The sequence below is a fragment of the Mucisphaera sp. genome (genome assembly GCF_965279675.1).
GTDB lineage: Bacteria > Planctomycetota > Phycisphaerae > Phycisphaerales > Phycisphaeraceae > Mucisphaera.
Genome location: NZ_CBDIIJ010000002.1, coordinates 2,027,772 through 2,052,510 on the forward strand (window position 1 = coordinate 2,027,772; position 24,739 = coordinate 2,052,510).

Here is a 24,739-nt window from a genome sequence, read left to right on the forward strand (position 1 = left end):
TTGAGGGCTCCCTGGAAGCCATGGATCGGTATGCTTTGGTTATGGCTAAACGGCGAGCGCGGATTCAGAGTGGGCGGGCCTGGGGGACGTTTGTGGTGTCGGTGTTGGTGGGGTTGTTGGTGGTGGGGGTGGATGTGGTGGATGAGCGGTTCTGGGGGCCGTTGGAGCGGTACAACTATGATTTGTTGTTGCAGATGCGGGGTGAGGTGCCGGCGGTGGATGATCGGCTGGTGCTGCTGGGGTTGGACAATCGGATCGAGGCGTTTTTCGAGGGGGTGCGGGAGAACTGGGAGGATGAGGACTACGCGGGGTTGCTTGGGGTGGATGAGCCGCCTGCGGATGATGCTCAGTTGTTGCGGTTGGCGCATGGGTATCTGATGGAGACGCTTGGCGATCTCGGGGCGTCGGCGGTGGTGTGGGATGTGGCGTTTGATCGGTTGACGGGGCGGACGGAGCGGGGGCTGGAGGCGGCGTCGGCGGCGGATGGGGTGATGGCTCGGGGGCTGGCGGCGGTGCCGAGTTATCTGGCGGTGGAGGGGCGGCTGGTTTCGGAGCGGGAGGATGCGCTCATTGCTCGGTTGGGGCGTGCGACGGCTGGGGTGAGGAACCCGTCGCTGGAGCGGTTGGCGTTGATTGAGCAGATGGCGGTGGGGTCGCAGGCGGACGTGGCGGATGTTTGGCCGGTGCCGTTTTTTCGGATTGGTGATCTGCGGCCTCATCCGTTTTTTGCGGAGCGCGCTGATGGTGGTGGGCACGTGGCTTACACGCTTGAGCCGGACGGGGTGGTTCGGCGTACGCCTGTGTTGACGTTTGCGAACAACAGGCTGTTTCCGTCGCTTCCGTTTGCGGCGGTGCTGCGGGCGCTGGATCCGACGGGTGAGGGGTTGTTGAAGCGTCGGATTCGGTTGAGTGATGACGGGTATGTGCTGCCTATTGGGGCCGATCGGGAGGTTGTGATCCCGGTGGATCACGAGGGGCGGATGTGGATCAACCTGATTCCGGACTGGCTGGAGCGGGTGCAGTATCAGTCGTACTACACGACTTGGGAGTCGCTGGCGCAGTTTCCGGAGGACTTTGAGGAGACGTTTCGGGGGAAGATTGTTTTGATCGGTGAGACGGCGACGTTCACGAATGATCTGGTGACGACGCCACTGGACTTTGATCTGCCGGGTGCGATGGTGCTTTACAACGTGATGAACACGGTGCTGACGGAGCAGTTCATTTCGCCGGTGCCGCGATGGGTGGTGACGGGGCTGACGGTGTCGCTGACGTTGCTGTTGGGGGGCGTGTATCTGCTGCGGAGCGCGTGGTTGTCGATTGTGGTGACGGCGACGGTGATGGTGGGTTTGTTGGTGGCCTCACCTGCTCTGTTTTATGTGGGTTCGACGGTGTTTCTGCCGGTGGCGTTGCCGTTGCTGGCGGTGGTGTTGGCGGCGTCGGTGGCGACTCTGGCGGCGCTGGGTCGGGCTTATCGTTGGGCGACGCGTTTGTCGACGATTCTGAGTCGGTTTGTGTCGCCGGCGTTGCTGGAGGAGTTGTATCGGCATGGGGTGACGCGTCAGTCGTTGGCTCCGGTACGTGAGGAGATCACGATTCTGTTTGTGGATATCGCGGGGTTTACGTCCTTGACGGACGTGACGGAGCCGGAGGAGATTTCGGAGTTTCTGACGGTCTGGTACGAGGAGGCGATGGCGATACTGGTGGAGAATCACGGGACGCTTGACAAGTTTCTGGGGGATGGGGTGCTGGCTTATTTCGGGGCTCCGGAGCCGTTGGAAGACAAGGCGGTCTGGGCGGTTCGGGCGGCTTTGGCGCTTCAGGCAAGGTTCGATGAGATTTCCGGGAAGCTGTCGCGGTCGCGGAAGCGGCTGAAGATACGTGCCGGTTTGTGCACGGGTTACGCGACGATCGGGTATCTGGGTGGGGATCGGTTTGCGGCTTATACGATCCTGGGTCGTCCGGTGAACATGGCGGCTCGGCTGGAGCAGAACTGCCGGCCGGGGAGCGTGACGATCGAGAAGAAGACGTGGGCGCACGTGGATGGGCGGTTCGAGATGGAGGAGCTCGAGCCGATCCATGCGAAGGGGATCGAGCGTCCTATTGAGGCGTGGAAGGTCGTTCGTGAACTTGGTCCGGATGAGCGGTTTGGTGAAGATCTCGGCGACGAATCTTAAGCAGATTCGCTAGGATTCCCGATCGTATTTCGTATGGTTCTGGTCGGCAGGGTGGTGGAACACCTGCCTGTTTGTTGAGCGTGAGAGGAGCGTGCGGTTTTCCGCACAGGAGAAAGTCATGCTGAATCAGGAAGGTATCGGTGCGCGCGTCGCGCCTGGGTCGCTGGAGCGTCTTGAGGAAAGGATGTTGTTTTCGGCGTCGCCTGTTGATGGGATGGAGATGGGCGGGCATGGGCCGACGTGTGGTTGTTGCGGGTGTGGGGGGCTTGGCGGTGCGGCTACGGTTCATCACATGGGGGATGGTCATGGTCACAGCCATGATGAGGTGATCCGGACGGCGAATGGGTTTGAGGTGTTTATGGACGAGGCGGTGCCGGAGGACGTGCTGTCTGCGTACCTGGCGTCGGTGGGTGCGGATGGTTCGACGAGCGCGGGCGGGGAGACGTTGTTTGGTCTGGATGAGGTGCCGGTGCTGAGCAGCCTGCCGTCGTCGAACATGACGATCTACCTGGATTTCAATGGGCATACGACGTCGGGGACGGAGTGGAACAGCTCGTTCAATGGTGGTTCGGCGTTTACGACGCCGGCGTACTCGGTGGACGATGATGTGACGACGTTTAGTGAGCTGGAGCTGGATCGGATCAGGGATATCTGGGCGCGGGTGGCGGAGGACTTTTCGCCTTTTGATGTGAACGTGACGACGGCCCCCCCCGCATTGGATGATCTGCGATTAAGTGGTGCGGGCGATCAGGCGTGGGGGGTGCGTGTGGTGATTGGAGGGGACAGTCACGACTGGTATCGGAATACTGGGCAGAGTGCGGCGGGTGGTGTGGCGATTGTGGGGTCTTTCAACTGGCGGACGGATACGCCTACGTATGTGTTTGAGGACAATCTGGGGAATGGGGTGGAGAAGTTTGTGGCGGAGGCGGTGTCGCATGAGATTGGGCACACGCTTGGGCTGCGGCATCACGGGCAGGTGGGCAATGAGTATTACGGCGGGCATGGGAACTGGGCTCCGATCATGGGGAACAGCTACTACGAGTCGGTGACGCAGTGGAGTGCGGGGGAGTTTGCGAATGCGAATCGGTCGACGCAGTACGACGTGGATCTGATTGGCAGTGGGCGTGAGGGGGTATTTTTCAGGGCTGACGATCACGGGAATGATTTCAACTCGGCGACGCATCTGGGGACGGGTGTGATCGATGTGAGCGGTGTGATTTCGAACCGTGATGATGTGGATGTGTTCGGGTTTGTGACGGATGCGGGGGTGTTGAACTTCACGGTGGACGCGTTGGGTGAGGAGGCGAACTTGGATGTTGGTGCCTGGCTGTTTGATGTGAGTGGCGAGGTGCTGGGTGTCTGGAACGATCCGAGTTCGATGGATGCGGAGATCGAGATCGAGGTGGCGGGCGGGCAGTTGTACCTGGTGGTGGATGGTGTGGGGACGGGTGATGGTCGCGAGGGGTATACGGATTACGGGAGTATCGGGAGCTATCGGATTTCGGCGGAGGTGACGACGCCTGCGAGTTTGTTCGGGGATCTCAGTGGTGACCTGATGGTTGATGCGATGGATGTGGATCTGTTGTCGGAGGTCATTCGTGAGGGTCTTGAGGTGGAGGGTTCTGATCTGAATGGGGACGGGGCGACGGATCAGAAGGATCTTGAGTTCATGGTGACGCAGTTGATGGGCTCGCTGGTGGGTGATGCGAACCTGGATGGTTGGGTGAACATCCTGGATTTGTCGATTCTGGGCGATCGGTTTGGGGAGTCGGTGGGTGGCTGGTCGGAGGGGGATTTCAATTCTGACGGGGTGGTGGATCTGGAAGACCTGTCGTCACTGGCTTTGTTCTACAACAAGACAGCAGAGAGTCATGGTTTGGGAGCGGCGATGGCGGCGGCGATGTCGGACCCGGTGTGGTCGGGGATGAACGGGCCGGTGATCGCGTCTGCGATGGAGACTCCTGCGCAGGAGGCCGGGGTGGTGGTGCAGACGCAGGTGGTTCAGGAGCAGGTGGCGGATCAGCGGGTGCAGGCGGTTTCGGCGTGGGCGACGCAGCGGGCGGAGCTGGCCGCGGATGTGCAGCGGCTGAGTCTGTCGGCGGACTGGCTGGAAGCGGATGAGGATGTGGAGGAGGTGTTTGGGTTGTGGGGGCTTGCGGCCTGAGTGGGTGAAGGGGGTTTGACGGGTGGCTGGGGTGGGGCGTAGCCTCCGGGCCGTTTGGTTCGGAGGCTTTGATTTCAAGAGGTTCGGTTATGTCGTTGATTGATGCTCCTCGTTTTCGTTTGGCTCATCTGCCAACGCCTTTGGTTGCTGCGAGGCGTTTGAGTGAGGCGTTGGGTGGTCCGGAGGTGTGGCTGAAGCGTGACGATCTGACGGGGCTGGCGGGTGGGGGGAACAAGACGCGGAAGCTGGAGTACAGCGTGGGTCGGGCGTTGGCGGAGGGGTGTACGGATCTGGTGACGGAGGGGTCGATCCATTCGAATCACTGTCGTCAGACGGCGTCGGCGGCGGCGAGGGCGGGGCTGGGTTGCCATCTGGTGTTGAATGCTGAGACGGTGCCGGAGTTGCCTCAGGGGAATCTGCTGCGGGATCGGTTGTTCGGGGCGGGGTGTCATTTTGTGGGTACTGGCTCTGAGCGTGCGTCGAAGGTGCATGAGGTGGCGGCGTCGTTGAAGCAGGCGGGTCGGAAGGTGCTGGTGATTCCGACGGGGGCTTCGGACGAGACGGGTTGTCTGGGGTATGCGTCGGCGGCGTTGGAGTTGCAGCATCAGTTGTGGTCGCAGGAACTGGACGCGGACTGGGTTTATACGGGGTCGTGCAGCGGGGGGACGCATGCGGGCTTGATGCTGGGGCAGTGCTGGTATGGGCTGGAGGTGCCGGTGCGGGCCGTGCTGGCGGCGGGGGTGGCGGAGGAGGAGCGGGAGCTTGTGCATGGCCTGGCGACGCGGGCGGGTGAGGCGGCGGGGCGGGCGATTGCGCTGGATCGGGAGATGGTGATCTGTGATGACAGCCAGGTGGGGCAGGGGTATGGGATCGCGACGGAGGCGTGTCTGGAGGCGATCGGGCTGGTGGCGAAGACGGAGGGGGTGCTGCTGGACCCGGTTTACAGCGGGAAGGCGATGGCGGGGCTGGTGGCGGATGTGCGTTCGGGGCGTTTGTCGGTGGGTGAGCGAGTGGTGTTCATTCACACGGGCGGGCAGGCGTCGCTGGATGGGAAGGTGGATCAGTTGCTGCCCTTGTTGGGGGATTAGGGTTCGCTGGTTTTAGGGTTGGCTGGGGGTTTTCGAGCCTTGTTGGGGTTGGGGCCGATATCTCGTACAGCGTACGGAGCATCGGCATGTCGCAGACGGCTGACAAGGCCCCGATAGTGGGCGATGAGGCTCGTGTGGCTGAACTGCTTGAGGCGGGGGAGGCGGTGGGTGCGGCTGAGGTGCTGGATGGTTTCGAGCGCGTGGAGGAGGGGCTGGGGCGGCGGGTGCTGGATGGTTTGATACGGGGTGCGGCGTGGGAGCGGGCGGCGGGGTTGCATGAGCGGTTGGGGGTGGTGTCGGATGAAGATCGGCTGAGCCTGAATCTGTGCCGGAACCTGGCGATGCTGCAGCGCTGCCGGGCGGGGGTGTATCGGCGGGTGTTCCGGACGGCGGCGAGGACGGTGTGTCGGCTGGTCGCTGGTGCTGATGGGGTGCGGTCGGTGGAGCAGCTGGATCTGGTGGGGCAGCGGGTGTTGCTGGGGGCGGAGGCTGATCCGTTGGGGGAGGTGGCGAAGGTGGTGCCGGTGATTGAGCCGGCGCTGGCGGAGGACAAGCCGCTGATGGTGCTGGGGATGCGGGATGGGCATGTGCTGGACTGGGTGGCGAAGCGGCTGGCCGGGGCGGGGAGCGGGTCGTCCTCGGCGGTGCGGGCGGTGTCGCCTGTCTACGTGCTGGATGTGCATCCTGAGTTGCTGATTCAGGTGTTGATGTTGCATGACTGGTCGGTTGAGGGATCGCCTTTAACGGCGGCGAATTTCCATTGGTTGGTGGGGATGGACTCGGCGGAGCAGTATCGGCGGCTGCTGGATCGGCGGCCGAGTCTGCCGGTGAGCCGGTCGGTGTTGTGTTTGTCGCCTCTGATGGAGGATCAGCGGGTTTTGGTTGAGGCTGTGAACCGGGGGATCGCGGATGAGATCGATGCGATGGAGTCGGGGGTGAAGGCGTTGGCGGCTTCGCGGACGCGTGAGCATCTGCTGGATGTGTTGGGGGAGAGGCCTTCGCGTCGGCCTAGGGTGCTGGTGATGGCGTCGCTGTTCACGACGGTGCTTCGTCATTCGGCGGCGGATGTGGCGGCGGGGTTTGAGGCGCTGGGCTGGGAGGTGGAGACGTTCATCGAGGGCTCGGTGGATGAGCGTTTTGGGTATCGGGGTTTGTGGCGACGGCTGCTGGCTTTTGAACCGGATGTTGTGTTTGTGATCGATCGGAATCGGGCGGAGTTTGGGGATCTGCTGCCTGAGCCCTTGCCGGTGGTGAACTGGGTGCAGGATCATCTGGCGCATCTGTGTAACCAGCAGGCGGGTCGGGGAGTGGGGCTGCGGGATTTCGTGCTGCTGGCGAGTCGGCCGACGTTTGTAGAACGGTATGGGTATCCGGAGCGGCAGTGCATCGATCTTGGGAAGCTTAGTCGGGTGCCGGCGCTGCCTGAGCGGTGGTCAAGTGATGGGGCGGATCTGGTTTATGTCTCGAATGCGTCGCGGGCGGGTGAGGGTTTGATTGAGACGCTGCGGGAGCAGTTGGGGGAGGCGGAGGCTTTGTTGGCGGTGGCGGAGTCGACGGCGCGGGCGATGATGGCGGTGTATGTGGCGGGGATGTCGATCGACAGCACGCGGGTGGTGATGGCGATGCTGGACGAGCAGGCTGAGCTGGCGGGATTGCACTGGCCGAATGCGGAGGCGCGGCTGGTGGTGCGGGATCTGCTGTGGCTGCCTGTGAACGATGCGTTGTATCGTCAACAGGGGCTGGGCTGGGCGGCGGACGTGGCGGAGGCGGAGGGGCTGCGGCTGGAGATTTATGGCGAGGGTTGGGAGGCGCACCCGCGTTTTGGCAAGTATGCGCAGGGCCCGATCGGGTATGGGGAGGCGCTTGAAGTGCTAACGCGTGGGGCGAAGATAAATCTGCGGCTGGAGCCTTATCCGGCGCTGGCGCATCAGCGGATGATTGATGGGTTGTTTGCGGGCGGGTTTTACCTGAGTCGGTCGTTTGGGCCGGAGCGGTTGTTTACCGCGTTGCTGGGGCTCGTGGATGCCGAAGCGGGCGAGGGAGTGGGGACGCTGGCTGAGGCGCGTGAGCGTGTGGGTGGTGAGGTTGCGGAGCGGCTGGAGCGGTTGGTCGCTGGGTGCCGGGCTTGCTACGACGAGGCGCCGGGTTGGGATCCGGTGGCGGCGGGTCGGATCAGTGAGCGCCTGGGCGTGTTGCGATCGGGGGAGGCGGCGCTGCCTGGGTTGGAGGCGGTGAGTTTTGTGGATGAGGTTTCGCTGGCGGAGCGGCTGCGTCGGTTTGTGGGGGATGCGGATGAGCGGGGGCGGGTGTTGGAGCGGCAGCGGGCGGTGGCGGTGGAGCAGTTTGGCTACGTGGGCGGGCTGAAGCGGGTGCTTGGTGAGATACGGGAGCGGGTGGCGGGAGAAGCTGTGCTTGATGAGAGGCGCTGCGCATGAAGATCAGTTATGTGATTGTGACCTACAACCGGATTGATGCGCTGCGGCGGACGCTCAAGCGGCTGCACGCGTTGGTGGCTTCGGGTGAGGCCCAGGACATCTGGGTGATCGACAATGCGTCGGAGGATGGGACGGCGGAGGCGGTGGCGGCGGCGTTTCCGGATGTGCATCTGATTGCGCGGGCGTCGAATGGTGGTGCGTGTGCGCGGACGGATGCGGTGGGGCGTGCGACAGGTGATTTGCTGGTGTTTCTGGATGACGACAGTTATCCGTTGCCGGGTGTGGTTGAGGCGGCGGTGGAGCGGTTTTTGCGTCAGCCGAGTCTGGGGTTGCTGGGCGGGGCGATCGAGCTGCCGGACGGGTCGGGCGAGGCTTCGGCGTTGCCGGTGGTGCCGGTGGCGTGCGGGATGGTGGCTCGTCATGCGGCGCTTCAGGAGGTGGGCGGGTTTGATCGGTGGATGAGTCGTCAGGCGGAGGAGTTTGATCTGGCGATGCGGTTGCTGCAGGCGGGCTGGGGCGTGGAGCGGGATGCGTCGCTGGTGTTTCGTCACGACAAGCCGGCGGGTCAGCGGGCCTCGGCGGCAATCTGCAAGCTGGATCTGCGGAATAACCTGGTGGTGGCGGGGCGGTATCTGCCTGCTGATCTGGCGGCGGCGTATCGGCGGGACTGGGTGCAGCGTTACAGCCTGATCGCTGAGAGCCTTGATCTTGAGGTCTCGATGGACGCGGCGGTCGCTGAGGCGGATGAGAAGCTGGCGGCGGAATCGCGATTGGTGCGGCAGCCGCTTAGTGCGGCGGCGATCGAGAGGGTGTTTGGGCTGGAGGCCCAGGCGCGGGCGGTGGCGGCCTGGAGTCGTCGGGTGGAGCCGAGGCGGGTGGCGATCGCGGATTTCGGGAAGAACCTGTTTGCTACGTATGAGGCTTGTCGTCGGTCGGGGTTGGAGGTGGTGGCGGTGACGGAGCGTAACCCGGCGTTTGTCGGGCGGTTCTACCGGGAGGTGCCGATCTGTGCGGAGGATGATGCGTTGGTGATGGGGGCGGATGGAGTGGTGCTGTCGACGCTGCATCCGGCGACGATTGATGATCGGGTGAAGGCCTTGCAGGGGATGTATGCGGCGCCGATTCTGGATTTTGGGAGCCACGAAGAGGATGCTGCGATGGGTTGGCAGACGCAGCGGGGAGCGGCCTGATGGTTGCTGAAGGTCTGAGGGTTCGGTTGAGTCGCTGGTTGCTGCCGAAGTTGAGTCCGGTGCGGGTGCCGCGGCCGGTGCCGGGGTGGTATCTGGGTTTTGGGGAGTGTCGTCGGGATGCGGTGCATCGTGTGCGTCGGGGGCTCTTGCGTTCGTTCAAGCAGACGGCTCGTCTGACGTGGATCGATGGTTTGCAGGTGGTGGCTTATCCGTACAACGAGGTGACGCGGTCGCTGATGATGACGGGTTTGTACGACCCGACGGAGTTGTTTTATCTGCGGCGGACGCTGAAGCCGGGGATGACCTTTATCGATGCGGGGGCGAATCTGGGGTTGTACAGCCTGGTGGCCTCGCGGTGTGTGGGGGCATCGGGTCGGGTGGTGGCGCTGGAGCCGAGTGGGCGGGAGTTTGATCGGCTGTGTCGTCATGTGGAGATCAATGGGCTTGAGAATGTGGAGCCGCTTCGGTTGGCGGTGTCGGACAGTGAGGACCGGATCGGGCTGAAGGTCGCGGATGAGAAGCATGCGGGTCACAACACGCTGGGCGGGTTTGCGTATGAAGCGACGCAGCTGGATCGGGTGGAGTCGGTGGGGAGCACGACGATCGACGGGTTGGTGACGGGGTTGGGTTTGTCGCGGGTGGACTTGATCAAGCTGGATATCGAGGGTGCGGAGTTGGCGGCGCTTCGCGGCGCGGTGATGACGCTGAAGCGTTTTCGGCCTGCGATCCTGCTTGAGTTTGCGGAGAAGAGTCTGGAGGCGCAGGGGGCGAGTTCGGCGGCGGTGTGGGATCTGCTAGCGGCGCATGGGTACGCGATGGCATCGATCGACAATGTGCGGGGCGAACCGATGGTGGTGAAGCGGCGGGATCGGTACGACGTGTCGGTGAATTTGCTGGCGCGGCCGCGGGAGTTGGCGGTGCGTTGTGCGGCCTGAGTTGTCGCCTAGACCCGGTCCGGTGTGGGATGATCCTCCGGGTCTGGCGGGGGCGAGGCCGTTGTCGCTGGCGGTGGTGATCCCGAGTTTGAATCGGGCAGCGTATCTGCGGGCGGCGATCGATTCGGTGTTGATGCAGGATCATCCGTCGCTTCGGTGTCTGGTGGTGGATGGGGGGTCGACGGATGGTTCGTTGGAAGTGTTGCGGTCGTATGGCGATCGGATTGACTGGGTCAGTGAGCCGGACGGGGGGCATGCGGATGCGATTAATAAGGGTTGGCTGCGGACCGAGTCGGAGGTGGTGGCGTGGCTGAATGCGGATGACCTGTGGGCGTCGGCGGATGCGGCGCGGCTGGCTTGTCAGTACCTGGCGGCGCGGGCGGAGACGGACATTGTTTACGGGGACTGCGACTGGGTGGATGAAGCGGGGCATTCGGCGGGGCGGTCGTATGTGCGGGCTTGGTCGCTTGACTTTGCGGTGGTGACGGCGGATCACTGCATCCCGCAGCCGGCGGCGTTTATTCGGAGGTCGCTGGTCGATCGGGTGGGGATGCTGCGGACGGATGTGTTTACCAAGGATCGGGAGTTCTGGATAAGGGCGGGGTTGTCGGGGCGGGTTGATTACTGGCCGCGGCTGCTGGCGTGTCAGCGGAATGACGAAGGGATCAGTTATCTAGGGCGAAAGGTGGCCCCGGCGATTGTGGAGGTGACGCGGGCTTTCTATGAGCTTGAGGGCGTGCCGGACCGGTTGCTGGCTGTGCGGGGTAGGGCGATGAGCAATGCGCATTTGCGGGCGGCGTATTACGCGTGGGCGGGTGGGCGTCACTGGGATCTGTATGGGTATCACCTGCTGCGGGCGTTGCTGGCGGATGTGGGGAATGTGGCGCGGGTGCGGTGGCACGTGCGTCGGTATGTCGGTGAGGCGTTTGGATGGGCGCGTCCACGGGCGGTGATGCCTGCTTAAGGAAGAGGTGCGGTGATGAGCCAGGCGAGCGGTGGTTTTGAGTCGGTTCCGATTGAGGAGGTGCGTCGTTTCTGGAACGCGCGGCCGTGTAATCTGAGGCACTCGCCTGAGCCGGTGGGGACACGGGCTTATTTCGAGCAGGTTGCGGAGCGGAAGTACCGGGTGGAACCGCATATCCCGGGATTTGCAGCGTTCGAGAGGTGGAAGGGCAAGCGGGTGCTGGAGGTGGGATGCGGGATCGGGACGGACACGATGCGTTTTGCGCAGGCGGGTGCGGAGGTGACGGCGGTGGATCTGTCGGAGGCGTCGCTGAATCTGACCAGGCAGCGGGCGGAGGTGTTCGGGGTGCGGGACCGTGTGCGGACGGTGCATGCGAATGCTGAGCAACTCGATGAGGTGCTGGAGGTGGAGCCTTACGATCTGATTTATTCGTTCGGGGTGATTCACCACACGCCTCGGCCGGACGTGGCGTTGGCGACGCTGCGGCGGTTTGCGGGGCCGGAGACGCAGATCAAGCTGATGGTTTATTACCGGTATGCGTGGAAGGTGCTGGCGATTGTGCTGGGTAAGGGGTATGGGCGGTTCTGGCAGCTGGATGATCTGGTGGCGCGGTCGTCGGAGGCACAGAGCGGGTGCCCGGTGACGTATACGTATACGCGGCGGACAGCGGAGGCGTGGCTGGAGCGGTGCGGGTTTCGGTCAACCGGGATGGTGGTGGATCATATTTTTCCGTATCGGATTTCGGATTACCGCGAGTATCGGTACGTGATGAGTTGGTATTTCCGGGTGCTGCCGAGGCCGGTGTTTCGGATGCTGGAGCGTCGGATGGGTTGGCATCTTTGTATTGACGCGGTACCTGCGGAGAAGGGGTGATCGTTGCGGCTGGCTTTCTTTACGACGCCTAAGGCCTTTGAGGGGCACGCGGGGGTGATCCAGCGGAACGCGCTGCGGTCGTGGTCGCTGCTGGATCCGAAGCCGGAATTGATTCTGCTGGATGATGAGGCGGGGACGGCGGAACTGGCGGAGGTGTTGGGGGCGAAGCATCTGCCGGAGGTGCCGAAGGACGGGGAGGGGATGCCTTACCTAGATGGGCTGTTTCGGTTGGCGGAGGCGGCGACGGACGCGACGCACTTGATGTTTATCAATGCGGACATTCTGCTGACGGGCGCGTTCTGGCCGGCGGTGAGGGCGGCGACGCGGGCGCATCGACGGCTGCTGATGGTGGGGCAGCGCTACGACATTCGGATTGATGAGCCGATGGCGTTTGAGGCGGGGTGGGGTGAGCGGTTGACGGAGTGGGCGCGGGCGGAGGGGGCGTTGGGTGGACCGGTGTTTATTGACTATTTTTTGTATCAGCGGGGGATGTGGGGGCGGATCCCGTCTTTTTCGATTGCCAGGTACTCGTGGGACAACTGGATGATCTACCGGGCGCGGCAGCTTCGGGTGCCGGTGGTTGACGCGACGCGGGGGTTGACAGTGGTGCATCAGAACCACGAGCCGTCGGCGGTGAATCGGAGGAAGCAGGGGGTTCGGCTGAGCCCGGGGGCGCGGCGAAATCTGGAATTGGCGGGTGGGAAGCGGTGTCTGTACACGATCTGGGATTCCAGTCATGTGCTGACGGAGGGGCTTGAGGTGGAGCGGCGGCGGGGGTCGGGGCTGGGTGGGGGGATCTGGTCTTACCGGCGGTCGGTGCGTGCGGCGGGGTGATCTGGTGGTCGATTCAGAAGGCGGGATGGGGGTCTGACCGACGTTAGCGATATGGCAGATTGCATCGAGTCGATTGCGATGGTGGGGCTTGGGCGGCTGGGGTGCCCGATTGCGGCTTGTCTGGCGGCGAAGGGGCTGCGGGTGGTGGGGGTGGATGTGAATCCGGCGACGGTGGCGGCGGTGAATCGTGGGGAGGCGCCGGTGTATGAGCCGGGTCTGGTGGAGATGCTCGGGGCGGCGGGCGATCGGTTGACGGCGACGGGGGACATGGTTGAGGCGATTGCGCAGGCGGAGGCGAGTTTTGTGCTGGTGCCGACGCCTAGTGAGGCGGATGGGGCGTTCGGGTTGGATTATGTGCTGGCCGCGTGCGAGCAGATCGGTCGGGCGCTGGCGTCGAAGGATACGTGGCATCTGGTGACGATCGTGAGCACGGTGATGCCGGGGGATACGGAGGGGCCGATTCGGCAGACGCTGGAGCGGGCGTCGGGCAAGCGGTGTGGTGAGAGTTTCGGGTTGTGCTACAGCCCGGAGTTTGTGGCGCTGGGTTCGGTGATTCGGGATTATCTGCACCCGGACATGCTGCTGGTCGGCGCGTCGGATGAGCGGAGTGGAGAGGCGCTGGCGGGGATTCATCGGCGGGTGGTGGCGACGGACCCGCCTGTCGCTCGGATGTCGTTTGTGAATGCGGAGTTGGCGAAGATCTCGGTGAATTCATACGTGACGACGAAGATCACGTTTGCGAATACGTTGGCGGGGATCTGCGAGCGCTTGGTGGGGGCGGATGTGGATGCGGTGACGGAGGCGATCGGTCTGGATTCGCGGATCGGCCGGAAGTACCTGCGGGGTGGGGTGGGGTATGGGGGGCCGTGTTTCCCGCGGGATAATGCGGCGCTGGCGCGGGTGGCTGCTTCGGTGGGGGCTGAGCGGGCGCTGCCTGAGACGGTGGACGGGGTGAATCGTCGGCAGGTGGATCGTTTGTTTGAACGGGTGGCTGCCTTGCTGGAGCCGGGGGCGCGGGTGGCGGTGCTGGGTTTGTCTTACAAGCCTGAGAGTGACGTGGTAGAGCAGTCGCAATCGGTCTGGCTGGCGGAGCGGCTGGCTGGTGCGGGGTATGGGGTGGTGGCGTTTGATCCGGCGGCGCGGCCGGAGATGGCGGGGGTGGCTTTGGCGGGATCGGTCGAGGCGGCGATGGCAGAGTCTGAGGCGGTGGTGCTGGCGACGGTGTGGCCGGGGATGGCGGAGGCGGTGGTCGCGATGGCTGAGCGCCGCGGGGTGGTGGTTTTTGATCCGTGGCGGGTGCTGGTGGATCGGGTGTGGCCGGCGGGGACGACGTATGTGCCGGGTGGGAAGCACATCGACTTGGCGGAGGGCGTGGAGCGTGTGATTGGGCGGGTTGAGGCGGGCGGCGGTTTGGCGGAGGCGGGATGAGACGAGGGTGCGCTGATGTCGGTGCGTGAGAAGATCTGCCCGCTAGATCGGGTCGGTGAAAGGGCGGCGGGTTGGCGAGCGGGTGGGCGGACGGTGGCGCTGTGTCATGGGTGCTTTGATCTCGTGCATCCGGGGCATCTGCGTTACCTGGAGTTTGCGCGTCGGCAGGCGGATGTGCTGGTGGTGTCGCTGACGGGTGACGATGCGATTGAGAAGGCAGACGGGACGCGGCCTTACATTCCGCAGGAGCTGCGGGCGGAGAATCTGGCGGCGATCGAGTTTGTGGATGCGGTGGTGATCGTGGATGGGGATACGGGTGAGCCGATGATCGAGGCGCTTCGTCCTGATGTGTACATCAAGGGCAAGGAGTATGAGGTTTCGGATCACGCGGGGTTTGAGGCGGAGCGTCGGCTGGTGGAGGGGTTGGGGGGGCGGGTGATTTTTTCGTCGGGTGAGGTGGTGTTTTCGTCGACGCGGCTGATCGATGAGCAGCGGGATCTGCTGGAGGCGTCGGGGTATGGGGAGGCGGATCTGGTGCGGGCGTCGTGTCAGCGGTGGGGAATCGATCAGGCGCTTCTTGGTGGGTTGATTCATCGGGGGTTCAAGGGGTTGCGGGTGGGTGTGATCGGTGATGTGCTGGTGGATCGGTATGCGTTCTGCGATCGGGGGCGGACAACGGATGAGGCACCGATGATCACGGCGCGGCCTAGGGAGGAGCGTCGGTATCTGGGGGGTGCGGGGATTATTGCGGCACACGTCCGAGCACTTGGCGGGGAGCCGGTGTTGCTGACGAGTCTGGCTGAGGATGAGGAGGGGGAGCGGCTGGCGGTTGATCTGGGGGAGCGTGGGATTGAGGTGTGCGGGGTGGCGGGGCGGAAGCAGACGGCGAGCAAGCTGCGTTATCTGGTGGATGAGCAGAAGGTGTTTCGGGTGGAGCAGGGGGGTGAGGAGCCTTTGGACTCTGCGGCGCAGCGGCGGCTGGTAGAGATGGCGCTTGGGGTGGCGGAGGGTCTGGACGCGGTGGTGTTTGCGGATTTTGGGTTGGGGGTGGTAAGTCCTTCGCTGCTGGAGCGGTTGGTGCCGGTGTTGCGGGAGAAGGTGGGGACGATCACGGGGGATGTGAGTGGGGTGCGGCGGGGTTTGCTGGCGATGCGTGGGTTTGATCTGCTGACGCCTAATGAGGCGGAGGCTCGGGGTGCGGTGGGTGATTTTGAGTCGAGTCTGCCGACGCTGGCGGGGACGCTGATGCGTGAGAATCGGCTGGCAAATCTGGTGGTGACGCTTGGGCGGCGGGGCTCGCTGCTGTTTCGGCCGAGGGAGTTGGATCCTGCGGATTGGTACAAGAATCGTTTGCGTTGTGATTATCTGCCGACGCTGGCGGGTCCGGCGGTGGATGCGTTGGGGGCCGGGGATGCGCTGCTGGCGGTGGCGTCGATGTCGCTGGCGGCGGGTCAGTCGCTGGCGGTGGCGGGGTACCTGGGATCGGCGGCGGCGGCGGTGGCGGTGTCGCGGATGGGGAATGAGCCGGTGCGGCCGGTGGCGTTGCTGCGGCTGCTGGAGCAGCGTCCGGAGTTGCAGGCTTTGGGTTCGGGGTCGGTGCCGATTCAGCGGGCGGTTTAGGCGGTTTTTTATGTGGGGTTCTGTGGCGTCTCTGGTTCCTTTCTTTCGATGCTTCGGAGCAGTTCGAAGTCGATGAGGGTGTAGACGAGTTCGCCGTGTCGCTGGAGGAGTGTTTTGCCGTCGTGTCTTCGGCGGAGGATGTAGTGCTTGGGTTTGTTGTCGAGGACGTAGAAGCCTGCGGCGTCGAGTTCGTGCTGGACGCGGTCGCTGAGTTCGAGGAGGGTTTTCTCGGAGATGATGCCTTGTGAGTAGAGGTCTTCGGCGTCGTCGCCTTTGACCCATTCGTAGAGGACGATGTAGTCGCGGTCGATTTCGAGTTTGATTTTGCCGGGCTGGGTGGATTTGGCCTGGTCGCGGTCGACGGCGTTTTCGTGGCGGATGAAGCGTGATCGTGTGCGGTCGAGCTGCCAGATGGGGAAGCGGCGGCCCGGGGTGTAGATGGCGAGGGCTCGGCCGGTGCGGATGCGTCGGCCGTCCTGGTCGGCCTGGGCTCTTCGGAGTGAGACGAGGCTGCCGAATTCTTCGAAGGGGTTGTTGAATCGGGCATTCTCGACCCAGTCGGTCTGGACGGTTTTGAGGATGTGGGTGGCGATAAAGAGGGGGACTTTCTGGGCGAAGCGAGAGAACTTGACGACCATGTCGAAGTGCTTGCCGGTGACGCCTAGGGCGGGCATGCGGAAGACCGATCCTGTGCCGCCGGCGAGTTTCTGGCCTTCGGTGCGGTAGCGTTTGGGGTGGTACCAGGCGTCGGGTTTGAGGTCGGGGAGGACGCGGTAGCCGTAGCGGGTGACGTAGAGCTGTCCGCCGTCGGGTTCGTCGAAGCGGAGGTAGTCGACGCCAAAGGCGCTGCAGCGGGTGCCTCGGGCGTCGTTGTTGAAGATGGCGCGGTCGCGGGCTTCGACGTCGGCGAGGTGCTTTTCGATGGGGGTGCGCATCGGGGTTTCTCGGATTCGTTGAGCCGTGGTGGCTGAATCAGCCTACAAAAGAAGTGATGAACAAGTCTTCCAAAGAGCCTGCGGCGGTGCATGTGATTCTTGGGAACCAGCTTTTTCCTGCCAAGCTGTTGGCGGACGAGGCAGGCCTGAGTTACTTCATGGCTGAGGATGTGGGGTTGTGCACCTATGTTCGGCATCACAAGAAGAAGATCCTGCTGTTTCTGGCGGCGATGCGGTGTTACGCGGAGGAACTGGAAGAGCGTGGGCTGGATTTGCGGTATGAACGGCTGGCGGTTTCCGGGAAGAAGGATGCGTCTTACGAGGAGAAGCTCGCGGCCGAGGTGAAGCGGCGGAAGGCCGAGCGGCTGGTGATCTGGGAGATCGAGGACAAGTTTTTTGAGCAGCGGATCGAAGCGTTTGCGGAGGAGCACGGGCTGGAGCTGGAGGTTCGTGAGAGCCCGATGTTTGTGACGACTCGTGAGCAGTTTGCTGAGTATGCGGAGGGTGTGAAGAAGCCGTTCATGGCGACGTTTTATCAGCGGCAGCGCAAGCGGCTGGATGTGCTGATGGATGATTCTGGCAAGCCGGAAGGGGGGCAGTGGAGTTTTGACGCGGAGAATCGGAAGAAGCTGCCGAAGGGGGTCGAGCTGCCGGAGATATCGACGCCTGACGAGAAGCAGCACGTGACCGATGTGCGTGAGCTGGTGAAGCAGCGGTTTGCGGATCACCCGGGTGATGATGGGGAACTGATGTTTCCGGTGACCCGTCGTCAGGCGCTGGCCTGGCTGGATAAGTTTCTGGAGGAGCGGTTTGAGTTATTTGGGGATTACGAGGATGCGTTGTCGACACGTGGCGATGTGCTGTTTCACAGTGTGTTGTCCCCGATGATGAACCTGGGTTTATTGACGCCTAAGGAGATCCTGGAGCGGGCGCTTGCGGCGGCGGATGAGCGGGGGACGCCGATGAACGCGGTGGAGGGGTTTGTGCGTCAGGTGATTGGCTGGCGGGAGTTCATACGGGGGATTTATCAGCGGCACAGCGAGGAGCAGGAGAAGGCGAATTTCTTCGATCATCGACGGAAGCTGACGGAGCATTGGTATGAAGGGGATACGGGGATACCGCCTCTGGACGATGCGATCAAGAAAGCCTGGCGGCTGGGGTGGTGTCACCACATCGAGCGGCTGATGGTGCTTTCGAATCTGATGAATCTGTGTCAGATCGAGCCGAAGGAAGCGCATCGGTGGTTCATGGAGATGTTTGTGGATTCATCGGACTGGGTGATGGGGCCGAATGTGTATGGGATGGGGCTGTTTTCGGATGGCGGGATTTTTTCGACCAAGCCGTATGTGTGCGGATCGAACTACCTGCTGAAGATGAGTGATTACGGCAAGGGAGATTGGTGCGATGTGGTGGATGGGCTTTACTGGGGGTTCATCGATCGGCATCGGGATTACTTTTCGGGGAATCCGCGTTTGTCGGTGATGACGCGGAGCCTCGACAAGCTCAAGGGCGAGCGGAAGGAGCGGATCTACTCGGCGGCGGAGCGGTTTATGAAGCGGTGTACGAAGAAGGGGTGAGGCGTTGGGAGGTCAGACGAACAACTCACATCTGCCGAGCAAGGCCTGTCAGCAGTGCGGGCGGCCGTTTAGTTGGCGGAAGAAGTGGGAGCGGGATTGGGATCGGGTGTTGTATTGCTCGAAGGCCTGCACGGCGGCGGCGAAGCGGGAGCGGAAGGCGGGGGAGCGGGATCAGGGATCCAGTTCTGAGAGTCGTTGAGCGGCGCGTTGGCCGGCGTCGGCGTTGGGGGCGATGCGGACGGCTTCGCGGAAGGCGTCACGGGCTTCGTCGGGCTGATCGAGTTCGAGGCGGAGAGCGCCGTAGGCTTCGAGAATGAGAGCGCGGACGGCGGGGGTCCAGCGGTTGGGGGCGTCTTCGGCTTTGACGAGTTCGCGGGCGAGGGTGATTTCGTCGCGGGCTCGGGTGGCCTGGTCCATCCAGTCGGGGAGGTTCTGGACGGAGACGCCAGCGAGGGCGTGTAATTCGGCGTTGTCGGGGTCGGCCTGGATGGCTTGTTCGAGGAGGTCCCCGCCTTCGCGAACGAGTTTGCCCTTGGTCATGAACCACCAGACCCGTTGCGCGCGGAGCATTTTGGCGCTGCCGAGGTAGGCCTTGATGATGGGGTCGTCGGGGTATTGCTTGGCGAGGGTCTGGAGGCGTTCGAGGGCGGCCTGGGCGAGTTTGCGGTCGCCTGCGGCTCCGATGAGGTGTTCGATGCGGGCGCGTTCGAAGCTGAGGGCGTCGGATTCGCCATGCTCGGCGGCGTGTTGGATGATGGTCTGGCGCTGGTCGGTGAAGGGGGTATCTGTGGGCCAGGGGAGTTCCTGGACGGCGATGTGATCGAGGGTTTGGGCGGCCGCCTGGGTGCTGGAGATCAGCAGGAGGGCGGAGATGAGGGCCAGCAGGGCGGCAAGCGGCCGTATGTGGCGGGGGCTGAGGGTTTGGTGGTGCGGGATCACCCTCTCAGGGTACGGCCTAATCAGGGTGGGTGCACGTGAATTCGGGACGGCCACGGGGTGCGGCGAGCGCCTAAACTTGCCCACGATGCAACCCCAGGCCTGAGGGCCGTTTGAGGCAGACCATGACAGCAGCGATTGCAGGTAAGCAGCGGCGGGTGACCATCATCGGTGCGGGGCCGGGCGGGCTGGCGACGGCGATGTTGCTAGCGGCCCAAGGGTTGAAGGTCACGGTGTTGGACCGGCTGGATCGGGTGGGGGGGCGGACATCGACGCTGGAGCACGACGGGTTTCGGTTCGATATGGGGCCGACGTTCTTCCTGTACCCGCAGATTTTGAGAGAGATCTTCTCGGCGTGCGGGCTGCGGCTGGAGGATGAGGTGGATATGATCCGGCTGGACCCGCAGTACCACCTGATCTTTGAGGAGGGGGGCGATCTGCGGGCGACGCCGGATGTGGCTCGGATGCAGGCCGAGATCGCGAAGGTGAGTCCTGGGGATGCCGAGCGGTTCCCGGCGTTTATGGCGGACAACCGAAAGAAATTCTCGCGGTTTGCGCCGATTCTGCAGAAGCCCTTCGGTTCGCTGATGGACTATCTGAGTCCGACGCTCCTCAAGGCGGGGCCGCTGGTGCGTCCCTGGGCGAGTGTGGACAGCGACCTGCGTCGGTTTTTCAGTGACGAGCGGATCCGGCTGGCGTTTTCGTTTCAGTCGAAGTACCTGGGCATGTCGCCTTTCCAGTGCCCGAGTCTGTTCACGATTTTGTCTTACCTCGAGTATGACTACGGCGTGTTTCATCCGCGTGGCGGTTGCGGGGCGGTGTCGCGTGGCATGGCGCGGGCGGCGGAGCGGCTGGGGGCCGAGATCAGGCTGAATGAGCCGGTGGAGGAGATCTTGTTCGAGGGTCGTCGGGCGAAGGGGGTGCGGACCACGGAGGGGACGTATGAATCGGACGCGCTGGTGGTGAACGCGGACTTCGCGGATGCGATCACGCGTCTGGTGCCGGAGCGTCTGCGGCGGAAGTACACGGACAAGAAGGTGGCGTCGAAGAAGTATTCGTGCTCTACGTTCATGATGTATCTGGGTATCGAGGGTCGGTATGACGACCTCGAGCACCATACGATTTTCCTGTCGGATGATTACCAGAACAATCTCGCGCAGATCGAGAAGCGCTTCGAGGTGCCGACGAATCCTTCGGTGTATGTGCAGAACGCGGGGGTGACGGACCCGACGCTGGCTCCGGATGGGTGTTCGACGCTTTATGTGCTGGCACCGGTTTCGCACCAGAACGAGAAGATCGACTGGTCGGTGCATGCCGAGCCGTTCCGGAGGCGGGTGCTGGAGCAGATGGCGAAGTTCGGGTTGGGGGATGTGGAGGAGCGGATTCGTTTCGAGAAGGTGTTGACGCCAGTCGGCTGGCAGCAGGACATGCATATCTACAAGGGTGCGACGTTCAATCTGGCGCACAACCTGACGCAGATGTTGCACATGCGGCCGAACAACCGTTTTGAGGAGTTCGAGGGGGTGTATCTGACGGGTGGGGGTACGCATCCGGGTTCGGGGTTGCCGGTGATTTACGAGTCGTCGCGGATTTCGGCGCGGTTGCTGCTTGAGGACCTGGGTCTGGAGGTGGGCTGGCCCGATCCATCGAAGCAGCCGTTGGAGCCGCCACTGCCTTTTGCGGGGCTGACCCCGGCTGGATCCTGATGTGATATCTCCTGTGGACGCCACGAGTTTGCCTGCTTCGCCGACTCAGCCGCTGGGTGAGCCCTGTGTAGACTGGTCGTCGTTGCCGCTTCGTCGGCGGCTGGGGGTGATTCGTCGGTTCCGGTATCACTTGGTTAGGCATCAGGCGGACTGGGTGGAGACGGCGACGCCTGAGTGGCGGATCGATCCGGTGCAGACGCTGGCGGCGGAGGTGATCCCGCTGGCGGACGCGTGTCGTTTCCTGGAGAAGGAAGCGGGTCGTTGGCTGAAGCCGAAACGGCTGGGGCGTGATGGTCGTCCGGTCTGGCTGGCGGGAACGGCGGCGGAGGTGCATCGCGAGCCGTTGGGTTGGGTGATGATTCTGGCGCCGTCGAATTATCCGCTGATGCTGCCTGGGGTTCAGGTGTTGCAGGCGTTGGCGGCGGGGAACTCGGTGGCGCTGAAGCCTTCGCCGTTGGCGTTGCCAGCGGCGCAGAAGCTGGTGGCGACGCTGCATGACTGCGGGGTGCCGATGTCGGCGCTGAGGCTGCTGGATACCGATCCGGCGTCGGCCCGGGCGTTGTATGGGCAGATCGACAAGCTGGTGCTGACCGGCAGCCGGGCGACGGGCCTGGCGGTGCAGCGGGATCTCGCGGAATACGGGGTGCCGAGTGTGATGGAGTTGTCGGGGGTGGATGCGATGGTCGTGCTGCCGGGCGCGAATCTTGAATTGGTAACGCGTGCTATTGGTTTTGGGCTGGGTTACAACGCTTCGGCGACGTGTATAGCGCCGCGTCGGATCATGGTGGTGGGTGACAGTGCCCGGCTCGTGGAGCGGCTGCCGAAGCTGCTGGGGGAGTTGCCATCGACGCCGCTGCATCCGGGTGGGTCGGCTCCGCTGAAGCGTTTGATCGAGAAGGCGCGGGAGCTGGGCGGTGAGGTGATCGGGGACGCGAAGCGGTTTGATGTGACGCGCCCGCTCGTGGTGACGGGGGTGCCTCAGGATCATGGTCTGTTCGACGAGGACCTGATGGCACCGGTGGCGGTGGTGACGGAGGTGGGGTCGGTCATGGAGGCGGTGGCGGCGGTGAACAGGTCGTCCTACGGGCTGGGGGCCTCGGTGTTCGGGCCGATGGAGCGGGCGCAGGCGGTGGCCGCGCGGCTGGATGTAGGGGTGGTGACGGTGAACGATGTGATCGTGCCGACCGCTGATCCGCGGTTGCCGTTTTCGGGACGGCGTGACAGCGGGTTTGGGGTCACGCGTGGTGGGGAGGGTTTGCTGGAGATGACGCGGGTGAAGGTGGTCACGCGTCGGGGTGGACGGAAGGTGCCGATTTATCTGGATCCCGGGGCGGGGAATCCTGCGGCCGCGTTGCCGGCCTTGTTTGACTTTAGCCATGGCCCAACCTGGCGCCATCGACTGGCGGGACTGCTTCGGCTGATCCGCTCGGGTCGTGGCGGGGGCGGGTCATCAGATGATGGAGATGCTTCGCGATGATTCAATCTGCCAATCGTTCTTCGGATGACCGTGTGGTTGTGATCGGTGCGGGTCTTGGGGGGCTGGCCTCGGCCTGCACGCTGGCTGCACGCGGTTACCGAGTGACGCTTGTTGAGCGCAACGAGCATCTGGGTGGCAAGGCGGCGGTGCTGAACGACCAGGGGTTTCGGTTCGACATGGGGCCGACGATCCTGACGCTTCCCGAGGTGCTGGAGCGGATCGCGGGTGAGGCCGGGCAGAAGCTGTCGGACCTGATGGATATCGTGAAGCTGGAGCCGCAGTGGCGGTGTTTCTTTGATGAATCGGCCGGGGGCGGGGTGCTGGACCTCTTTGGTTCGAATGAGAAGACGGCGGAGCAGATCCGGGAGCTGGTGCCGGGCGAGCAGGCCGAGCGGATCATCAATGGCTATGAGGGGTTCATCGATTACAGCCGGCGGCTTCGGAGCATCAGCGACAAGTTCTTCTTCTGGAAGCCGATTGGTGGGCTGATGGACATGTTCGATGCGCGGAACATGTTCGACTTCCGGACGCTTGGCGAGGTGTTCGACATCCGGATGGGTCGTTCGGTGGCGGGGATGATTCGTCAGCACATCAGCGATGAGCGAGTCTCGCAGATGCTGGATCACTACACGCAGTACGTTGGGTCGTCGCCTTTTGGCTCGCCGGCTGTGTTGTGCGGGATTGCGGCGATGCAGGCGGATGGCGGGATCTGGTATCCGATGGGTGGGACCGGTGCGGTGCCCAAGGCACTGGCTGCGTTGGCTGAGCGGCTGGGTGTTGAGGCGATGACGGGTGTCGAGGTCAAGCAGATTCTTGTGGAAGGTGGTCGTGCGGCCGGTGTGGAGTTGAGCAACGGCGAGACGGTGAAGGCGGCGGCGGTGGTCTCGAACATGGACAGCGTGCGGACCCACCGGGAGCTGATTGGCGGGGATGTTGCCCGGAAGTTCCTGAACCGTCGGAATTACGAGCCGGCGTGCTCGGGCGTGGTGCTTTACCTCGGGCTTGATCGGGCTTACGAGCATCTGGCTCATCACAACTTCGTGTTCTCACGGAATGCGGAGGAGGAGTTCGATGCGATCTATCACCAGGGTCAGCCGGCTCCCGATCCGACGTGTTATCTGGCGGCTCCGGCGCGGACCGAGCCGGCGGTGGCACCGGAGGGTGGCGAGGCGCTTTATGTGCTGGTGCATGCTCCCTATGTGCGAAAGAGCCACGACTGGCGCAGGGATGGCGAGCTGTGGACGAGCTATCGGGAGACGATCCTGAAGAAGCTGGAGACGACAGGGGCGATGCCTGACATCCGTGAGCGGATTGTGGTGGAGCACGCGTTGTCGCCTCAGGACATCCACGATCGGTACCACGTGCTGAATGGCGCGATCTATGGGCTGGCTTCGCACGGCAAGTATCTCGGGGCGTTCAAGCCTTCGAATCGGTCGCCTGACATCAAGGGGTTGTATCTGGCGGGCGGGGCGGCGCACCCGGGTCCGGGGATGCCGATGGTGTTGATGTCGGGTTGGATCGCGGCGGACGCGCTGGATCAGGATGCGGCGGCCCCGAAGGGCGATGTGCGGCCTGAGTTGGCGGGAGCGGGTGTGTGACCGCGAGCGGCGAGGCCAAACCGGGGTGGTCGGTGGAGCAGCGGTCGGCCTGGATGGTCGGCAAGTTTGCGGCGACCTCGGTTCATTTGGTAGCGCGGACGTTTCGCTGCGTGTCGGTGTTGGATCGGCCAACTGATGTTGACGCTGACCGGCCGCTGATTATTGCGTCGAATCATCCGTCGTGGTGGGACCCGATGGTGGGGCTGGTGTCGCTGCAGCGGTACATGCCTGACCGTCCGGCGTTCGTGCCGATCGATCCGGTGGGCTACGAGGCCCATGGGGTGTTTGCGAAGGTGGGTTTCTTTCCGGTTGAGCCGAATACGCGCCGGGGCGGGGTGGCGTTGCTGAACTACGGGCAGCAGGCTTTGGGGGTGCCGGGGGGCTTGGTCTGGATCACGCCTGAGGGTCGGTTTGTGGACCCGCGGGTGCGGCCGGTGGTGTTGAAGCCGGGCGCGAGTCTGCTGGCGAGCCGGGTAGCAGGGTGTCAGGTGCTGCCGGCTGCGATCGAGTACCGGTTTGGGGGTGAGCCCAAGCCGGAGGCGATTCTGAGTTTCGGTGAGGTGATCGAGACGGATGGGTTGTCGGCCGGGGCGATCGGTGAAGCGCTGACGGCGGGTTTGACGGCGACCATGGACCGGCTGGCCGAGGTCGTTCAGACGGGCCAGGTTGATGAGGGTGGAGATGGTCCGACCAAGATTCTGGAAGGGAGCCCGAAGTTGGTGTCTTCCCTGATGAAGCTGATGCGTGCCTACCGGTCTGGGCCGAGGGCCTATGATCCACGACACCTCGATCGGAGTGACTGACT

At 63.5% G+C, this 24,739-nt stretch carries 19 protein-coding genes; 17 read left to right on the plus strand and 2 right to left on the minus strand.

All coding sequences use genetic code 11. The annotated features are described in order from the left end of the window. The first annotated feature begins 41 nt into the window (after window positions 1–41). From ACQZAB_RS08750 to ACQZAB_RS08800, 11 genes are all read left to right on the plus strand, one after another. Window positions 42–2,174, plus strand: a complete 2,133-nt coding sequence (locus tag ACQZAB_RS08750) for a CHASE2 domain-containing protein (protein ID WP_428388972.1) — start codon at window positions 42–44, stop codon at window positions 2,172–2,174. A 118-nt stretch (window positions 2,175–2,292) separates the two neighbouring features. Next, the gene (locus tag ACQZAB_RS08755; RefSeq protein ID WP_428388974.1) at window positions 2,293–4,338 is read left to right on the plus strand and encodes a hypothetical protein; all 2,046 of its coding nucleotides are present in this window, start codon (window positions 2,293–2,295) and stop codon (window positions 4,336–4,338) included. Between the two features lie 89 nt (window positions 4,339–4,427). Then, complete coding sequence (locus ACQZAB_RS08760; protein ID WP_428388976.1) at window positions 4,428–5,426, plus strand: D-cysteine desulfhydrase family protein; 999 nt, start codon at window positions 4,428–4,430, stop codon at window positions 5,424–5,426. An 86-nt stretch (window positions 5,427–5,512) separates the two neighbouring features. Further along, window positions 5,513–7,861, plus strand: coding sequence for a hypothetical protein (locus tag ACQZAB_RS08765; RefSeq protein ID WP_428388978.1), 2,349 nt, complete (start codon window positions 5,513–5,515; stop codon window positions 7,859–7,861). Further along, window positions 7,858–9,051 carry a glycosyltransferase family 2 protein gene (locus ACQZAB_RS08770; protein WP_428388981.1) on the plus strand — a complete coding sequence of 398 codons (1,194 nt, stop codon included), beginning with the start codon at window positions 7,858–7,860 and terminating at the stop codon, window positions 9,049–9,051. Before ACQZAB_RS08765 ends, ACQZAB_RS08770 begins: the two co-directional genes overlap by 4 nt. Next, the gene (locus ACQZAB_RS08775) at window positions 9,051–9,986 is read left to right on the plus strand and encodes an FkbM family methyltransferase (protein WP_428388983.1); all 936 of its coding nucleotides are present in this window, start codon (window positions 9,051–9,053) and stop codon (window positions 9,984–9,986) included. Before ACQZAB_RS08770 ends, ACQZAB_RS08775 begins: the two co-directional genes overlap by 1 nt. A 22-nt stretch (window positions 9,987–10,008) precedes the next feature. Further along, the gene (locus ACQZAB_RS08780; protein WP_428388985.1) at window positions 10,009–10,950 is read left to right on the plus strand and encodes a glycosyltransferase family 2 protein; all 942 of its coding nucleotides are present in this window, start codon (window positions 10,009–10,011) and stop codon (window positions 10,948–10,950) included. A 15-nt stretch (window positions 10,951–10,965) separates the two neighbouring features. Beyond that, the gene (locus tag ACQZAB_RS08785) at window positions 10,966–11,823 is read left to right on the plus strand and encodes a class I SAM-dependent methyltransferase (RefSeq protein ID WP_428388987.1); all 858 of its coding nucleotides are present in this window, start codon (window positions 10,966–10,968) and stop codon (window positions 11,821–11,823) included. A gap of 3 nt (window positions 11,824–11,826) precedes the next feature. After that, window positions 11,827–12,657 (plus strand): hypothetical protein, encoded by an 831-nt coding sequence (locus ACQZAB_RS08790; RefSeq protein ID WP_428388989.1) that lies wholly within the window; start codon window positions 11,827–11,829, stop codon window positions 12,655–12,657. A gap of 51 nt (window positions 12,658–12,708) precedes the next feature. Then, on the plus strand, window positions 12,709–14,085 hold the full coding sequence (locus tag ACQZAB_RS08795; protein WP_428388991.1) for a UDP-glucose dehydrogenase family protein: 1,377 nt from the start codon (window positions 12,709–12,711) through the stop codon (window positions 14,083–14,085). 15 nt (window positions 14,086–14,100) lie between these two features. Beyond that, window positions 14,101–15,705, plus strand: a complete 1,605-nt coding sequence (locus ACQZAB_RS08800) for a PfkB family carbohydrate kinase (RefSeq protein ID WP_428388993.1) — start codon at window positions 14,101–14,103, stop codon at window positions 15,703–15,705. Window positions 15,706–15,713: 8 nt separating this feature from the next. On the opposite strand, the gene ACQZAB_RS08805 is transcribed toward ACQZAB_RS08800, so the two are convergent. Further along, the gene (locus ACQZAB_RS08805) at window positions 15,714–16,640 is read right to left on the minus strand and encodes a hypothetical protein (protein WP_428388995.1); all 927 of its coding nucleotides are present in this window, start codon (window positions 16,638–16,640) and stop codon (window positions 15,714–15,716) included. Between the two features lie 56 nt (window positions 16,641–16,696). Between ACQZAB_RS08805 and ACQZAB_RS08810 the strand changes: the two genes are divergently transcribed. Both ACQZAB_RS08810 and ACQZAB_RS08815 read left to right on the plus strand, forming a co-directional pair. Further along, window positions 16,697–18,217 carry a cryptochrome/photolyase family protein gene (locus ACQZAB_RS08810; RefSeq protein ID WP_428388997.1) on the plus strand — a complete coding sequence of 507 codons (1,521 nt, stop codon included), beginning with the start codon at window positions 16,697–16,699 and terminating at the stop codon, window positions 18,215–18,217. A 4-nt stretch (window positions 18,218–18,221) separates the two neighbouring features. Beyond that, window positions 18,222–18,416 carry a DUF2256 domain-containing protein gene (locus tag ACQZAB_RS08815; RefSeq protein ID WP_428388999.1) on the plus strand — a complete coding sequence of 65 codons (195 nt, stop codon included), beginning with the start codon at window positions 18,222–18,224 and terminating at the stop codon, window positions 18,414–18,416. On the opposite strand, the gene ACQZAB_RS08820 is transcribed toward ACQZAB_RS08815, so the two are convergent. Beyond that, a complete protein-coding gene (locus tag ACQZAB_RS08820) occupies window positions 18,389–19,156 on the minus strand; it encodes a hypothetical protein (protein ID WP_428389001.1) in 768 nt (255 codons plus the stop codon). The two genes, ACQZAB_RS08815 and ACQZAB_RS08820, sit on opposite strands and share 28 nt — an antisense overlap. Before the next feature lie 122 nt (window positions 19,157–19,278). Here ACQZAB_RS08820 and crtI point away from each other — a divergent pair, with 122 nt between their 5' ends. From crtI to ACQZAB_RS08840, 4 genes are read left to right on the plus strand one after another with little or no spacing between them, the layout of a single operon-like run. After that, window positions 19,279–20,859 (plus strand): phytoene desaturase family protein, encoded by a 1,581-nt coding sequence (gene crtI / locus ACQZAB_RS08825; protein ID WP_428389003.1) that lies wholly within the window; start codon window positions 19,279–19,281, stop codon window positions 20,857–20,859. Between the two features lie 13 nt (window positions 20,860–20,872). Next, window positions 20,873–22,336 (plus strand): aldehyde dehydrogenase family protein, encoded by a 1,464-nt coding sequence (locus ACQZAB_RS08830; RefSeq protein ID WP_428389005.1) that lies wholly within the window; start codon window positions 20,873–20,875, stop codon window positions 22,334–22,336. Beyond that, complete coding sequence (locus ACQZAB_RS08835; protein WP_428389007.1) at window positions 22,333–23,934, plus strand: phytoene desaturase family protein; 1,602 nt, start codon at window positions 22,333–22,335, stop codon at window positions 23,932–23,934. The genes ACQZAB_RS08830 and ACQZAB_RS08835 overlap by 4 nt, the downstream gene beginning before the upstream one ends. Further along, on the plus strand, window positions 23,931–24,737 hold the full coding sequence (locus ACQZAB_RS08840) for a lysophospholipid acyltransferase family protein (protein ID WP_428389009.1): 807 nt from the start codon (window positions 23,931–23,933) through the stop codon (window positions 24,735–24,737). Before ACQZAB_RS08835 ends, ACQZAB_RS08840 begins: the two co-directional genes overlap by 4 nt. The last annotated feature ends 2 nt before the right edge of the window (window positions 24,738–24,739 follow it).